Origin of the sequence: Streptomyces sp. NPDC006711 (genome assembly GCF_042869775.1) — a bacterium.
Taxonomy (GTDB): Bacteria; Actinomycetota; Actinomycetes; order Streptomycetales; family Streptomycetaceae; genus Streptomyces.
The window spans coordinates 501,501-515,717 of the sequence record NZ_JBIAGO010000002.1 but is presented as its reverse complement, the minus strand read 5'-3'; the positions used below and the strand labels follow the sequence as shown (position 1 = coordinate 515,717).

The 14,217-nt window shown below is 70.0% G+C and carries 12 protein-coding genes; 5 read left to right on the top strand and 7 right to left on the bottom strand.

Translation table 11 applies throughout. The features are described 5' to 3' along the window. Positions 1 to 76: 76 nt before the first annotated feature. The gene (locus ACFYM2_RS06265; RefSeq protein ID WP_358993649.1) at positions 77 to 1,075 is read right to left on the bottom strand and encodes an NAD-dependent epimerase/dehydratase family protein; all 999 of its coding nucleotides are present in this window, start codon (positions 1,073 to 1,075) and stop codon (positions 77 to 79) included. Positions 1,076 to 1,155: 80 nt separating this feature from the next. Between ACFYM2_RS06265 and ACFYM2_RS06260 the strand changes: the two genes are divergently transcribed. Next, positions 1,156 to 1,467 carry a 4a-hydroxytetrahydrobiopterin dehydratase gene (locus ACFYM2_RS06260; RefSeq protein ID WP_358993646.1) on the top strand — a complete coding sequence of 104 codons (312 nt, stop codon included), beginning with the start codon at positions 1,156 to 1,158 and terminating at the stop codon, positions 1,465 to 1,467. Between the two features lie 198 nt (positions 1,468 to 1,665). On the opposite strand, the gene ACFYM2_RS06255 is transcribed toward ACFYM2_RS06260, so the two are convergent. The 4 genes from ACFYM2_RS06255 to ACFYM2_RS06240 all read right to left on the bottom strand — a co-directional run bounded on the left by ACFYM2_RS06255 (position 1,666) and on the right by ACFYM2_RS06240 (position 7,467). Beyond that, complete coding sequence (locus tag ACFYM2_RS06255; RefSeq protein WP_388833816.1) at positions 1,666 to 3,051, bottom strand: S8 family serine peptidase; 1,386 nt, start codon at positions 3,049 to 3,051, stop codon at positions 1,666 to 1,668. A gap of 271 nt (positions 3,052 to 3,322) precedes the next feature. Beyond that, positions 3,323 to 4,159, bottom strand: coding sequence for an aldo/keto reductase (locus tag ACFYM2_RS06250; protein ID WP_388833813.1), 837 nt, complete (start codon positions 4,157 to 4,159; stop codon positions 3,323 to 3,325). Positions 4,160 to 4,396: 237 nt separating this feature from the next. Next, positions 4,397 to 6,196 (bottom strand): AMP-dependent synthetase/ligase, encoded by a 1,800-nt coding sequence (locus ACFYM2_RS06245; protein WP_358993638.1) that lies wholly within the window; start codon positions 6,194 to 6,196, stop codon positions 4,397 to 4,399. Positions 6,197 to 6,573: 377 nt separating this feature from the next. Beyond that, positions 6,574 to 7,467: a LysR substrate-binding domain-containing protein gene (locus tag ACFYM2_RS06240; RefSeq protein WP_388833810.1), complete on the bottom strand. Its 894-nt coding sequence runs from the start codon at positions 7,465 to 7,467 to the stop codon at positions 6,574 to 6,576. Between the two features lie 211 nt (positions 7,468 to 7,678). On the opposite strand from ACFYM2_RS06240, the gene ACFYM2_RS06235 reads away from it, so the two are divergent. The 3 genes from ACFYM2_RS06235 to ACFYM2_RS06225 all read left to right on the top strand — a co-directional run bounded on the left by ACFYM2_RS06235 (position 7,679) and on the right by ACFYM2_RS06225 (position 10,380). Then, positions 7,679 to 8,860, top strand: a complete 1,182-nt coding sequence (locus ACFYM2_RS06235) for a bile acid:sodium symporter (protein WP_388833808.1) — start codon at positions 7,679 to 7,681, stop codon at positions 8,858 to 8,860. Positions 8,861 to 9,437: 577 nt separating this feature from the next. Further along, on the top strand, positions 9,438 to 9,971 hold the full coding sequence (locus ACFYM2_RS06230; protein WP_388833806.1) for an isochorismatase family protein: 534 nt from the start codon (positions 9,438 to 9,440) through the stop codon (positions 9,969 to 9,971). Between the two features lie 4 nt (positions 9,972 to 9,975). Further along, entirely contained in the window at positions 9,976 to 10,380 is a 405-nt protein-coding gene (locus ACFYM2_RS06225; protein WP_350233571.1) for a (2Fe-2S) ferredoxin domain-containing protein, read from the top strand. Positions 10,381 to 10,561: 181 nt separating this feature from the next. On the opposite strand, the gene fdhD is transcribed toward ACFYM2_RS06225, so the two are convergent. Next, positions 10,562 to 11,401 (bottom strand): formate dehydrogenase accessory sulfurtransferase FdhD, encoded by an 840-nt coding sequence (fdhD, locus tag ACFYM2_RS06220; RefSeq protein WP_388833803.1) that lies wholly within the window; start codon positions 11,399 to 11,401, stop codon positions 10,562 to 10,564. A gap of 489 nt (positions 11,402 to 11,890) precedes the next feature. On the opposite strand from fdhD, the gene ACFYM2_RS06215 reads away from it, so the two are divergent. Further along, positions 11,891 to 12,829, top strand: coding sequence for a beta-ketoacyl-ACP synthase III (locus ACFYM2_RS06215; RefSeq protein WP_358993917.1), 939 nt, complete (start codon positions 11,891 to 11,893; stop codon positions 12,827 to 12,829). Between the two features lie 257 nt (positions 12,830 to 13,086). Here ACFYM2_RS06215 and ACFYM2_RS06210 read toward each other — a convergent pair whose 3' ends face one another. Beyond that, positions 13,087 to 14,013, bottom strand: a complete 927-nt coding sequence (locus ACFYM2_RS06210; protein ID WP_388833801.1) for a DUF6891 domain-containing protein — start codon at positions 14,011 to 14,013, stop codon at positions 13,087 to 13,089. Positions 14,014 to 14,217: the final 204 nt, after the last annotated feature.

Here is a 14,217-nt window from a genome sequence, read left to right as displayed (position 1 = left end):
ACCCAGCACTCCGCACCCCGCACCCGCAGACTCGCCCCCACCGCGACATCCCCGCCGCGACGTGCCAACCGCCTCGCTACCGTTCCGCCGCGGCGAACTCCGCCATCCCCTCCTCGAAGCCGACAGCCGGCTTCCAGCCCAGCTCACCGCGCAGCCGCGCCGAGTCCGCGGTGATGTGCCGTACGTCCCCGAGGCGGTACTCACCCGTCACCACCGGCTCGGGGCCGCCATGAGCCGAGGCGAGCGCGTTCGCCATCTCGCCCACGGTGTGCGGGGTCCCGCTGCCCGTGTTGTACGCGGTGAGCGCTCCCGGCTCCCGGCCTGAGAGCGCTTCCAGCGCCACCACGTTGGCGCCCGCCACGTCGCGTACGTGCACGAAGTCACGGCGCTGCCGGCCGTCCTCGAAGACGCGCGGCGCCTCACCGCGGGCCAACGCCGAGCGGAAGAACGAGGCGACCCCGGCATAGGGCGTGTCACGCGGCATGCCGGGGCCGTACACATTGTGGTAGCGCAGGGACAGCGCCCTGCCGCTGGTCGCCCGCGCCCACGCGGCGGCCAAGTGCTCCTGCGCCAGCTTGGTCGTGGCGTACACGTTGCGCGGATCGACCGGCGCGTCCTCCGCGACCAAACCAGGGCTCAACTCGGCCTCGCAGTACGGGCATTGAGGCTCGAAGCGTCCGGCGTCGAGCCATTCGACCGGCCGCGGCCCGGGGCGTACGACACCGTGCTCGGCGCACTCGTAGCGCCCTTCGCCGTAGACGACCATGGAGCCGGCGAGTACCAGTTCACGCACCCCGGCCGCGGCCATCGCGGTGAGGAGCACGGCGGTGCCGAGATCGTTGCAGCTGACGTATTCAGGGGCGTCACCGAAACCGGTGCCGAGCCCGACCATCGCGGCCTGATGGCACACCGCGTCCATTCCGCGCAGCGCCGCCGCGACGATCTCCGGGTCGCGAACGTCGTCCTGTGGGCGGACCGCCCGGTCAAGGACGAACGGCTCATGGCCGTGCGCGGCGAGCGCTGTGACAATGTGCGAGCCGATGAAGCCCGCGCCTCCCGTGACAAGTACACGCATAGGGGAGACGCTACGGACAGGGAGCCTCCGCGTCACTGCTCCACTCCGCCATGTCACCACCCCGTAAGGAGTATCCGGACATGTCCCTTGAGCCGCTGTCGCAGAAGGATGTCGAGGACCGGCTGCGGGAGCTGCCCGGCTGGTCGCTGTCGCAGGACCACGACCGGATCTCCCGCGGCTACCGCCTCGCCGGACACTTCGCCGCGACCGCCATGGTCGTCCACATCGCCCAGATCCAGGAAGAGCTGAACCACCACAGCGACCTGACCCTCGGCTACAACACGGTCGCGCTGTCGGTGAACACCCACGACGCCGGGGGCGCCCTCACCGAGCTGGACTTCCGGCTCGCCCACCGCGTCGAAGAAATCGCTCTCAACCACGGCGCGGAGTGACGACCGGGGTTGCTCACCGGGGTGAGGTCAACGCGCGCGTGAGGTCAATGGGTGAGTTCGACGCACACGGTTCGCGCGCGCGGCCGACGCACCCGGCCCGCACGCCCCGCACCCACCCGGCCCGCACACCCGCCATCGCGCGGACGCCGCCACCCGTACAGCGCGGGCGGCGGCGTCTCATGCTGTGATGCGGTGCCGTCAGTGGTTGTGGCGGCTCTCGCGGGCCAGCGCGGTCACGAAGTGGGCGGCGTCGATGGTGCCGACGCCGGTCGCCATGTCGTAACCCTTGACCGCGGTGTAACCGGTGACGCCGGCGTAGCTGTTGTTCGTGCCGTCCTTGACGTCGACGAGGCCGGAGCCCGGCTTGTACCCCTCGTGCTTGTAGAGGGAGTACAGGGCGTCGTTGATGTTGCCGAGGCGGTGCCCAGCGGCCTGGTCGGCGAGGGCGACGATGCCCGAGAACAGGGGGCTCGCCTCGCTCGTACCACCGGAGACGTCCCAGCCGACGGAGGTCGGGTCGTAGCTGGAGTACACCCAGGCACCGCCGTTGACCGCGGCCGACATCGAGATGTCGGGGGTACCGCGGCGGTTGCCGACGGCGTCGCGCACACCGTTCTGGAAGGACGGGCGCTGGAAGACGTGCGACTGCCCGCCGCCGCCCGCGCCGTTGTCGTTGTAAACGCTCTCAGGGCTGGTGCGGTTGCCCTTGTCGTCGAGGTGCAGCTGGGTGCCACCGATCGAGGTGACCAGCGGGTCCGAGGAGGGCCAGGAGTTGACGCGCTCCTTGTAGTACCCGGAGCCGTCCGCGGTGTTGTCGGTCGCGCCGCCGTCACCGGAGGAGGCCAGTACGGTCACGCCGTGCGCCTGCGCGTCCTTGAACGCGTACCGCAGCTTCTGGATGCTGGAGAAGTCGCCCTTGTCGAAGCCCGGGAACGTGTTCTCCGTGGCGCCGAAGCTCTGCGTGATGACGTCACCGATGCCGTGGTCGATGAGGTGCTTCTCGGCGTCCATCATCTCGGGCAGGCCGGTGACACCCTCGGTCTCCGCGACCGCGGTCTCCACCAGGACGATCTTCGCGTCGGGGGCGACCGCGTGCGCCATCTCGACGTCGAGCGTGGACTCACCGGCCCAGCCGGTCATGTCCTTGTTCTTCGGGTCCCACCTGGGAACGTTGCCCCACTTGACGACGTCGACCTTGCTGCTGGGAATGCCGTACTGCTTGCTGTACACGTCCAGGTCGTGCTGGATGGTCGGCGAGCCGAAGGAGTCCACGATCACGATCGTGCGGCCCTTGCCCGTGATGCCGGCCTTGTAGAGCGGGTTCAGGTTGTACGCCTGGCGGTACTGGAGCGGGCCGTAGCACGCGATCTTCCACTTCGCCTGGCACTCTTCGCTGCTGAGCGGGCCGCTGGTCGAGTGGGCGAGCTGGTGCCCGGCGATCGCCGGGACGGGCTTCACCTGCGGGGCGGCAGGTGCGGCGGTGGCGGACCCGGACAGCGGGGTCGCTATCATCGCGGCCGCGGCGAGGGCGGTGGCCCCAACTGTCGCTGCTGCGGTACGAGTCCGGGGGCGGGCTATGCGCATGAATACTCCCTGAGTGGGGGTCGAGCCGCGCGGGGCGGTCTTCGCGATCCCATCGGGAAGGTCATGCGCAGGACAAGAGTGTTTGTCGCTTGATGTCGAACGCTTTGCCTGGCCGGGGCACTTAAATGAACATTCTTGGTTGGCAGCTGACCAACCAAGTGGGAAAAACGACAAAAGGGGTGACGCTCGACGGAGGTCGGCGGCACCCCTTCTGTCACAGGGCGATCAGGAAATCGCCACAATCAATACGTGTCCGACAATACGTGTCCGATCAGGCGCCCAGGTTGAACTCGGACGGGTTCGGACCCAGCCGCTTGCCCTCGTCGAGGGCGGCCAGCGCGGCGAGGTCGTCGGCGTCCAGCTCGAAGCCGAAGACGTCGATGTTCTCCTTGATCCGCGAGGGCGTCACGGACTTCGGGATGACGACATTGCCGATCTGAAGGTGCCAGCGGAGCACCACCTGCGCCGCGGTCTGGCCGTGCTTCCGCGCGATCGCGACCACGGTCGGCACTTCGAGCAGCCCGCGGCCCTGGCCGAGCGGCGACCACGCCTCGGTCGCGATGGAGTGCTTGGCGTGCAGGGCACGCGACTCGGCCTGGGCGAGCTGCGGGTGGAGCTCGATCTGGTTGACGGCCGGGACCACGGAGGTCTCGCCGAGCAGCCGCTCCAGGTGCGCGGGCTGGAAGTTGGAGACACCGATCGCCTTGGCGCGGCCGTCCGCCAGGATCTTCTCGAACGCCTTGTACGTGTCGACGTACGCGTCCTTGGCCGGCACCGGCCAGTGGATGAGGTACAGGTCGACGTAGTCCAGGCCGAGCTTGTCGAGCGAGGCGTCGAAGGCGCGCAGGGTGGAGTCGTAACCCTGCTCGCTGTTCCACAGCTTCGTCGTGACGAAGAGGTCTTCGCGGGCGACCCCCGACGCGGCGACGGCCTTGCCGGTACCCCGTTCGTTCTCGTAGATCGCGGCGGTGTCGATGCTCCGGTACCCGGACTCGATCGCCGTCGCGACCGCCTTGGCGGCCTCGTCGTCCGGCACCTGCCAGACGCCGAAACCGAGCTGCGGCATTTCGACGCCGTTGTTGAGGGTGATGGAGGGGACCTTGCTCACGAGCGGTCGATCCTTTGCGTCGTCGGTTGGTACTCACATCGTCAACGAACGGGCGGAACCACGCATTCCCGATACACCCACCGGATCGCATCTGACCTGCGGCTCCCTGGCTCGTGACGCCTTCCCGGGGCTTCCCCGGCGCGTCCTCCAAGGGGGGCGTGCCCACTCCTGCCCTTGGTTGTCCCTGACCGGTGGCTCCGATGAGAGCGCGATCAAATCAAATCCGTCAACCCGCACTCATCGGTACAACGCGTCCACTTCGGCACCGTACGCGTCCTCGATCGCCCGGCGTTTGAGCTTCAGGGACGGGGTGAGGAGGCCGTGTTCCTCGGTGAACTGATGGGCCAGGATGCGGAAGGTCCGGATCGACTCCGCCTGGGAGACCAAGGTGTTGGCGGCGACGACGGCCCGGCGCACCTCGGTCTCCAGATCCGGGTCGCGCACCAGCTCGGACGCGGTGAGTGAGGGTTTGCCCCGTACGGCGAGCCAGTGGTCCACGCCCTCCTGGTCGAGGGTGACGAGCGCCGCGATGTAGGGACGGTCGTTGCCGACCACGATGCACTGCGCGACCAGGGGGTGGGCCCGCACGCGTTCCTCCAGGGCGACAGGAGAGACGCTTTTGCCGCCCGAGGTCACCAGGATCTCCTTCTTGCGCCCGGTGATGGTGAGGTAGCCGTCCTCGTCGAGGGCCCCGATGTCACCGGTCGCAAGCCAGCCCTCCCTCAGGACCGCCTCGGTGGCCTTGGGTTCGTTGAGATAGCCGGAGAACACCTGGCCGCCGTGGATCCACACCTCCCCGTCGTCGGCGATGTGCACCGTCGTGCCGGGAATGGGCTGCCCCACCGTGCCGTAACGCGTCCGCTCGGGGGGATTGGCGGTCGCGGCGGCAGTCGACTCGGTCAGGCCGTACCCCTCATATACCGTGACGCCCGCGCCCTCGAAGAACAGGCCGAGCCGGCGGCCCATGCTGGAGCCGCCGGACATGGCGTGCCGCACCCGTCCGCCCATCGCGTCGCGGACCTTGGCGTACACCGTCTTCTCGAAGAACTGGTGCTGCATCCGCAGCGCCGCCGACGGCCCGGGGCCCAGGCCGAACGCCTTCTGCTCGACGGCCTCCGCGTACTTGACGGCGATGTCAACGGATTTGTCGAAGGGCCCCGTCTTCCCGTCGGCCTCGGCTCTGCGGCGGGCCGCGTTGAAAACCTTCTCGAAGATGTAGGGGACGGCCAGGATGAAGGTCGGCCGGAACGACTGGAGATCGGGCAGCAGAGCGGAGGCCGACAGGGCCGGCTGATGGCCGAGTTTGACGCGGCCCCGGACCGCCGCGATCTCCACCATCCGCCCGAAGACGTGGGCCAGCGGCAGGAACAGCAGGGTGGACGCCTCGTCGCCGGGCCGGGAGTGGAACACCGGCTCCCAGCGGGAGATCAGCATGTCCGTCTCGAACATGAAGTTGGCGTGTGTGATGACACACCCTTTGGGCCGGCCCGTGGTCCCCGACGTATAGATCACGGTCGCCACCGACTCGGGTGTGACGGCCCGCCGGTGCCGGTGGACGACCTCGTCGTCGATGGCCTCACCCGCTCTGAGGAGGGCTGAGAGCGCTCCCGTGTCCAGCTGCCACAGGCGTTTGAGATGGGGGAGGCGGTCGACGACGGAGCCGATCGTCATCGAGTGGTCCTCATGCTCCACGACGCACGCGGTCGCCTCGGAGTCGTGCAGCATCCAGAAGACCTGCTCGGCCGACGACGTGGGGTAGATCGGCACGGGCTGCGCGCCGATGCTCCAGAGCGCGAAGTCGAAGAGCGTCCACTCGTACCGGGTGCGCGCCATGATGGCGACCCGGTCCCCGAACCGGACGCCGTCCGCGATCAGTCCCTTGGAGAGCGCGAACACCTCGTCCCTGAACACGGCAGCCGTCACATCCCGCCACTGGCCGGATTCGTCCTTGCGGCAGAGTGCGACGCGGTGCGGATCGTCGAGGGCGTGGTCGAAGACGGCGTCCGCAAGGCCGCCCACCTGAGGCGGTGTCGCCATGGGTGGGACCGTGAACTCGCGCAATGACCTGCCTCCCTCCGGGGTGGCCACTCCCGGTGGCGCTCCGCACAGCGCGGTGACCGTACCCCACGCGCAGTTTCGGTGACAGGGGTCTTCTGCGCGTCGAGACATACGACGTCTTCACAGGTCAGCGGCTGAAACAGGCCCACATGGGGACCCCTCGGACACTCAGCTGACTCAAAGGAAGGCTCTGCGGAAAGCAATCTCCACGGAATCTGTACGCTCCGGTCACCCCCGCCCCACGGCTGTGCCCCCTGTTGGTGCGGACCGCGCTCCGTCGTCGCAGGCCCGGGCGTCCCGAGCGGCCGAGCGGGGTTGAGTGCGCCTGATGTGACCGCACGCGGGCAGGACGATCTTCAGCCAGTGGGGGGACCCGGGTGACCCGAGTGCCCCCGGTGCAGCCGGTCGCCGCCCGCGAGGATCGCCGAAGCCAGGGCGCCCGCCGCGTCCTGCGCTGCCGAGCCGCGCCGATTGTGGAGCAGGACGAAGTCGACCGCGCCGAGTTCCGGCAGGCCGCAGCGGGCTGAGAGCGCTTCCAGGCCGGGCGGGATCAGTCCCCGGGTGTGCGCCATCACGCCGAGCCCCGCGCGAGCCGCCGCCATCAGGCCGCTGAGGCTGCCGCTCGTACAGGCGATGCGCCAGGAACGCCCGTGCTCCTCGAGGACTTCGAGCGCGCGAGCCCGGGTGATGCCGGGCGGCGGGAAGAGGATCAGCGGAACGGGCCGCCCCGCGTCGAGCCGCAGCCCCGGCGCCCCGATCCAGCACAGCTCGTCCGTCCACACCAGTTCGCCATGGCTGTCGCCCGGCCGCCGCTTGGCGAGCACCAGATCGAGCCGGCCCGCTTCGAGCCGCCGGTGCAGGGTCCCGGACAGCTCGACGGTGAGTTCCAGATCGACCTCGGGGTGCTCGCGGCGGAAGGCCTGGAGGATTTCCGGCAACCGCGTCAGGACGAAGTCCTCGGATGCGCCGAACCGCAGCCGGCCACGCAGCCGCGTCCCCGTGAAGTAGTGGGCGGCCCGTTCGTGCGCGGTCAGGATCGTCCGCGCGAAACCGAGCATGGCCTCACCGTCCTCCGTCAGACGCACGCTGTGCGTGTCCCGGCTGAACAGCGGCCGCCCCGCCGCGTCCTCCAGACGCCGCACATGCTGGCTGACCGTCGACTGCCGCACCCCGAGGCGCCGCGCGGCCTGGGTGAAGTTCAACGTCTGGGCGACGGCGAGGAACGTCCGCAACTGGTTCGCGTCGTACATGACCTCCACCGTAGCGGCGGCCCATCGCGATGTGTGATGACAGTGAGAGCGGTGTACGGGATTCCCGATCACCCGCCCGGGAGGGACCATGGGCCAGACCCACGCCCCCGGCCCGGCCTCCCGCACGTCGGTACGAGGCCCGGCCCCGTACCTCCCCTGTCCTGTCCTGTCCCGTTCTGTCCTGTCCTGCCCGAGCACGTGAGTGGAGCACATGAGTCGCCGCACCCCGAGACTGCCGTCCTGGCTGCCGATCGACCCCTACATACTGGCGCTGCTCGGCACCGTGGGGCTCGCCGCGCTGCTGCCCGCCTCGGGATCCGCCGCGCCCGTCGCGAACGGCGCCTCGACCGGAGCCGTCGCGCTCCTGTTCTTCCTGTACGGAGCGCGGCTCTCGACCCGTGAGGCGGTGGCGGGGCTGCGCCACTGGCGCCTCCACGTCACCGTGCTCGTGTGCACCTTCGTGATGTTCCCGCTGCTCGGTCTGGCGGCGAAGGGGCTCGTTCCGCTCGTCCTGACGCCGGATCTCGCCAACGGGCTGCTCTTCCTTTGTCTGGTGCCCTCGACGATCCAGTCGTCGATCGCGTTCACCTCCATCGCCCGTGGCAATGTGCCGGCGGCGATCTGCGCTGGGTCGTTCTCCAGCGTCGCCGGGATCGTGGTCACCCCGCTCCTCGCGGCGGGACTGCTCGGCGGCAGTCGGGAAGCGCTCTCAACGGACTCGTTCCTGGGGATCGTCCTCCAGCTTCTGGTGCCGTTCCTTGCGGGGCAGATCCTGCGCCGCTGGGTCGGGGGTTTCCTTGTCCGGCACAAGCGGGTTCTCGGATACGTCGATCGTGGCTCGATCCTGCTCGTGGTGTACAGCGCGTTCAGCGAGGGCATGGTCCGAGGGATCTGGCACCAGGTCGGCGTGGGCCGTCTCGCCGCGCTGCTCGCGGTCGAGGCCGTACTCCTGTCGGTGATGCTCCTGGCCACCTGGTACGGGGCGAAGCGGCTGGGATTCGACCGGGGCGACCGCATCGCGATCCAGTTCGCCGGGTCGAAGAAGAGCCTGGCCGCCGGGCTTCCCATGGCCAGCGTGCTGTTCGGCGCCCAGGCATCTCTGGCCGTGCTGCCACTGATGCTCTTCCACCAGATGCAGCTGATGGTGTGCGCCGTGCTCGCCAAGCGCCGCGCCCGCGATCCGCTGCCCGCGCGGGGGACGGCCCCGGACCAGGAGGGACCCGGCCGCCCTGGGTCCGGCCGCGCTGAGCCCGGGCGCGCTGGGTCCGACCGCCCTGAGCTCGACCGCCCTGAGCGCGGCCGCGTTCTGCCCGACCAGCCTTGGCCTGCGCGGCCACGGCAGCAGGACCCGTCCAGGCCGGCACGGGTTGGCGGCCGGGAGGGCGGCTGCTGAGAGCGTTATCAGTCGGCTTGCTCTGTGCTGGTGAGCGGCTGGGGGGTGGGGGGTGAAAGCGCGATCACCGAGATCCGTCGGCTCCTTCGGGGGTGGGCGGGATCTGGCTGAGAGCGTGATCAGCCGTCCGTCCGACCCCGGCCGACTGCGGGCAGGGCGCTCGCTGAGAGCGCGATCAGCCGCCCCTCCGACCCCGGCCGACCGTCGGCGGGACGCTCGCTGGGAGCGCGATCAGCCGACGCGCTCGTGCCGCCCCGGCATGTATCTGCCCACCCTCACGCCAGCCCCCCGGACCTCAATGCAGGGCCCCGCACCCTCAACGTCGGCCCCAGCCCCTCAATGTCGGCCTGGCTCCGCAACGTGGGCCCGGCCCCTCAAAGCTGGCCTAGCTCCTCAAGACCGGCTCGTACCCTTTACCGCCGGACCCCCGCCGGACTACCGGACCCCCGCCGTCCCGGCACGTCAGGCTCGGTGCGGGCTTGGGCGGTAGTCACGGGAACGGGGCAGCTCGGTCCCGGGTGGCCGGAACGGGTCCCCGGCGTACGGGCTAGATCATCGGGGCCGGTACGGTGCCGCCATGACCGCACTCGAAGGCGAGCCCGCCAGTCTCGACCCCGCGCGCACCGCGCTCGTCCTCGTCGATCTCATGGACCGCATCGCGGCGCTGCCGCTTGCGCCCCGTTCCGGCGACCAAGTGGTGGCCACCGCAGGTGAGTTGGCGCGAAAGTTCCGCGCTGCGGGTGCCACCGTCGTACTCGTGCGGGTCGAACGCCCGGGCGCGGTCACGCAACCGCCCGGCAGCGATGTGGTCGCGGGCCTCGTAGGGGAGGGCGACCTGGTCGTCGTGAAGCGTACCGTCGGCGGCTTTCACCAGACCGGGCTGCATGACATGCTGGCCGAACGCGGAGTCCGCACCCTCGTGTTCGGGGGGATCGCCACCAATCTCGGTGTCGAATCGACGGCCCGGGCGGCCGCCGACCACGGTTACGAGCTGCTGTTCGTCGAGGACGCCATGGCGGCGCTGACCGAGGACGAGCATCGTGCCGCGATCGCTCTCAACTTCCCCCGCCTGGGAACGGTAATCACTGCCTCGGCTCTCGGATTCGGCTGAGGACATGCCCAAGTTCACGATATCCGCGGCCGGTTCGCGCCCCTGCACCCTCGTCGTCTGCCGTGGCTGCTGTTGTGGGGACGCTCGTAAGACTCCCGGTACCGACCATGCCCGCCAGCTGGACCGGCTGCGTACCGCGGCCGCTGCATCCGGTGGCCGGATCGCTGTGCGCACCACCGACTGCCTCGGCCCTTGTGGCCAGGCCAACGTCATCGTGGTGCAGCCCTCGGGCCGGGCCCGCCAGCGGGGCGCCCGTGCGACGTGGATCGGTTGGGTACTCGACGACGACGCCACCGACGACATCCTGGCCTGGGCCGAACAGGGCGGGCCCGGCGTCGCGGAGCCCCCGGCCACGCTCGCCCTGCAGATGATTCCGGCGCCTTCCGATGCGCGCAGGCGAGCCCGCTGAGCTGAGAGCGCTCTCAGTCCGCCAGTCGGCCGCCGTCCGTCCTACCGCTGCCCGCTGGCCAGCCCGCCGTCTGTCCTACCGCTGCCCGGCTGGCCGGCTCGCCGTCAGGCCGACCAGTCCGCCGTCCGGCCGACCAGCCCGCCGTCCGGCCGGCCAGTTCGCTGTCCGCTCGGGGGCGGGGTCAGACCTCTGACCGCAGGGCGATGCGCTCGTCCCCCGCGTACACGTTCATGGAGCTGCCCCGCAGGAAGCCCACCAGGGTGAGCCCGGACTCGGTGGCCAGGTCGACGGCGAGCGAGGACGGCGCCGAGACCGCCGCCAAGACCGGGATGCCGGCCATGACCGCCTTCTGGGCGAGCTCGAAGGAGGCCCGTCCCGAGACCAGCAGGACGCACCGGGAGAGCGGCAGCCTGTCGTCCTGGAAAGCGCGTCCAATCAGTTTGTCGACGGCGTTATGGCGGCCGACGTCCTCGCGTATGTCGAGAAGTTCCCCCTCCGGCGAGAACAGCGCCGCCGCGTGCAGACCACCGGTGCGGTCGAAGACGCGCTGCTCCGCGCGCAGCCGGTCGGGCAGCTTCGCGAGCAATTCGGGCTCGATCCGCACGGGGGGAGTGTCCGCGATGGGGAAGCGGGCCTGCGTGCGGACGGCGTCCAGGCTGGCCTTGCCGCACAGACCGCACGACGAGGTGGTGTACACGTTGCGTTCGAGGGTGATGTCCGGCACGGTGACGCCCGGGGCGAGGCGCACGTCGACCACGTTGTAGGTGTTGTGCCCGTCGGCGGTCGCGCCCGCGCAGTACACGATCGACTGGAGCTCGGAGGCGGCACCGAGCACCCCCTCGCTGACCAGGAAACCGGCCGCGAGCGCGAAGTCGTCACCCGGTGTACGCATGGTGATCGCGAGTGGCTTGCCGTTGAGGCGGATCTCCAGGGGCTCCTCGGCGACCAGGGTGTCCGCGCGGGTTGAGACCGCCCCGTCCCGGATGCGGATGACGCGGCGGCGTTCGGTGACCCGTCCCATGCCCTCAGTCCCTCAGTCGCTGTGGCCCGGCCCGGTCTCGTCACCCGGTCGGTCTTGTGTGACGCACTCATTGTCCTGCACATGGAGGACGAGGTCGTCGTCGAGGCCACAGGGCGGCACCAGGCCGGCCGCAGGGTGCGAACTCTGAGGCGCGAGCCCTCAGTGCCCGGGCCCCCAGGCCGCGAGGCCTCATGGCGTCAGCCACGCTCCGGATCCTTCGCCGGGCCGCAGAGATGACTCGCGCCGTAGCGGTGACTGCTGACTCGCGCCGCAGCGGTGACTGCAGAGATGACTACAGTGTGCGACTCCTCGAGCCGAGGCGGGCCGCGCGTACTCCATGGAGGCGAAACGCTGACACAAGGCTCCAAAGGTGCGGCAGTGAATCCTGTGGGATCTCGCGCCCCTGTACCGATCAGTAGCCACGAAGACTGGATGGCTCCGGATGTTCAGCACTGAATGCTCGTATCGAGGGGATCCGCCATGACCGGCATGCGAGGCTCGCGCGTTGTCGCGGTCGGGCACTATCAGCCCGCCAAGGTGCTCACCAATGACGACCTCGCCGAGCTGGTCGACACCAGCGACGAATGGATCAGCAGCCGGGTCGGCATCCGCACGCGCCACGTCGCGGGTCCCGACGAGCCCGTGGACGAGCTGGCCGCGCACGCAGCCGCGAAGGCGCTGGCCGGCGCCGGCCTGACCCCCGCCGACATCGACCTGGTCCTGGTCGCGACCTCCACGGCGCTCGACCGCTCGCCGAACACGGCGGCCCGGGTGGCCGCCCGGCTCGGCATGGGATCACCCGCCGTGATGGACCTCAATGTCGTGTGCGCCGGCTTCACCCACGCGCTCGCCACCGCCGACAGCCTCGTGCGCACCGGCACGGCGACGCGCGCGCTGGTGATCGGCGCGGACAGCATGACGGCGGTGACCGACTGGACCGACCGCAGCACCTGCGTCCTGGTCGGCGACGGAGCCGGAGCCGTGGTGATCGAGGCGAGCGAAGACGCCCTGATCGGGCCGGTGCTGTGGGGTTCGGTGCCCGAGATGGGGCATGCGGTACGCATCGAGGGCAGCCCGCCGGTGTTCGCGCAGGAGGGCCAGTCCGTCTACCGCTGGGCCACCACGCAGCTGCCGCCCATCGCCCGCCAGGTGTGCGAGCGCGCGGGGCTCACGCCCGAGGACCTGGCCGCCGTCGTGCTGCACCAGGCGAACCTGCGCATCATCGAACCCGTCGCGCGCAAGATCGGCGCCGTCAACGCGGTGGTCGCCCGCGATGTCGTCGAGTCCGGGAACACCTCGGCGGCCAGCATTCCGATGGCCCTGTCGAAACTGGTCGAGCGCGGCGAGATCAGCACCGGCGACCCGGTCCTGCTGTTCGGCTTCGGCGGCAATCTGTCGTACGCGGGGCAGGTCGTACGCTGCCCGTGACGAAGCGGTGACGGCCTTCTCGGTTTCGTCCAGGGTGACGCCGTCCAGGCGCTAGGCCACGTACGGCGTGAGGGCGGTTGGCGCGCGGGGCGCCCGGCATCGGGCGAAGAACGGCATCGGGAGGGACGGGTTCCGCTAGTCCCGCTCGACGTTGGCCGTGACAGGCCCGGGCCCCAAGTCGATGGCCCCTCCGCCCCCGCGCGGGAGCGAGGGCATGAGCCCGTGACGTCCTTGCTCGGCGTCGCAAGCCGCCCGCCTCAACCCACCAATCGTTTGCGCCAGTTCAGTGGCGCGACCGTGATGGTCTGCCCGGGATCGCCGTTCCACTCCACCGACAGGCCGCACTCCTCAAGCGCCGCCACCACCTCCCGACCGACGGACGCGGTGGTGCGCTCCGAGCCGTCGAACCCCCCGTACATCAACGTCAGTCCGTGCCCCGAGGCGGCCGAGTCGGTCGACTGGGAGTGGAAATAGACGAAGCCACGGGCCTCGGGCGAGCCCGCGCCGCCTATCTCTGCCTGGCCGCACGAGCGACAACAGGTGAAGTTCTCCCGGGCGGTGAGCCCGGCCGACTCCAGGGCGGCGAAGGCGTGGGTGATTCGCTCCGGGTCGCTCTCCTCCTCTTCATCGTCCCAGTCCGCCTGCTCCGCCACCCGCTCGAGCCAGAGGCGGTCCGCCAACTGCCGTGCCTGCTCCGGTGACACGGGCCGGACGTCACCGGATACGAGGTAGTCCTCCGCCAGCTCGGCCAGCTGCGCCCGGGTCGCGTAACCGCCCGCGATGACCTCACGGATTCGGGTTTCCAGGAGCGTGCGGTCGTCCGCGCCGAGATCCAACGGCGGTATGTCGGCCGGGGGTTCGAAGTCCAGTCGCTCCCAGTGCATCCCGGCGTTCCAGTCCGCCGTCCGCCGAGCCCACCCGGTCATGGCCGCTATCACCGGCTCCGCCGTGTCGAGCAGCGTACGGAAGTGCCGGTCGGCCGACCCGTCCCGGTACTCCAGCGTGTACTCGCCACCCGCCTCGTGCCACACCTGAACGAACACGTCGGGCAGGTCAGGTATCGGCTGCACCACCAGGAACCGGTTGTCCTCGCCCCCGATCCGGCGGACCAGATCGGCCAACGCCTCGGCGGTGACCCGGCTGTGCCGACGCCCGTTCTCCGTATCGACTGTGATCGCAAGCATGCTGTCGACTCTCGCACAGGCCACTGACAACGCGCGGGGGCAGCCTGCGGGCCTCATGCGGGGTGGGCACAGCTTCATGCGAGACCGCAGTTGAAGCGGGAGGGCAGCTCCAGTAGAAAGCAGCAGTTCAAGTGGGGCGGGCGGTCCAAGCAGGCGGGGTGGCTCAAGCGGGGTCGGTGGTTCAAGCAGGAGGGGTGGCTCAAG

Coding starts and splice junctions, on each gene's coding strand:
- ACFYM2_RS06265 (WP_358993649.1), bottom strand. CDS start 1,075: ATGCGTGTACTTGTCACGGGAGGCGCGGGCTTCATCGGCTCGCACATT.
- ACFYM2_RS06260 (WP_358993646.1), top strand. CDS start 1,156: ATGTCCCTTGAGCCGCTGTCGCAGAAGGATGTCGAGGACCGGCTGCGG.
- ACFYM2_RS06255 (WP_388833816.1), bottom strand. CDS start 3,051: ATGCGCATAGCCCGCCCCCGGACTCGTACCGCAGCAGCGACAGTTGGG.
- ACFYM2_RS06245 (WP_358993638.1), bottom strand. CDS start 6,196: ATGGCGACACCGCCTCAGGTGGGCGGCCTTGCGGACGCCGTCTTCGAC.
- ACFYM2_RS06240 (WP_388833810.1), bottom strand. CDS start 7,467: ATGTACGACGCGAACCAGTTGCGGACGTTCCTCGCCGTCGCCCAGACG.
- ACFYM2_RS06235 (WP_388833808.1), top strand. CDS start 7,679: ATGAGTCGCCGCACCCCGAGACTGCCGTCCTGGCTGCCGATCGACCCC.
- ACFYM2_RS06230 (WP_388833806.1), top strand. CDS start 9,438: ATGACCGCACTCGAAGGCGAGCCCGCCAGTCTCGACCCCGCGCGCACC.
- ACFYM2_RS06225 (WP_350233571.1), top strand. CDS start 9,976: ATGCCCAAGTTCACGATATCCGCGGCCGGTTCGCGCCCCTGCACCCTC.
- fdhD (WP_388833803.1), bottom strand. CDS start 11,401: ATGGGACGGGTCACCGAACGCCGCCGCGTCATCCGCATCCGGGACGGG.
- ACFYM2_RS06215 (WP_358993917.1), top strand. CDS start 11,891: ATGCGAGGCTCGCGCGTTGTCGCGGTCGGGCACTATCAGCCCGCCAAG.
- ACFYM2_RS06210 (WP_388833801.1), bottom strand. CDS start 14,013: ATGCTTGCGATCACAGTCGATACGGAGAACGGGCGTCGGCACAGCCGG.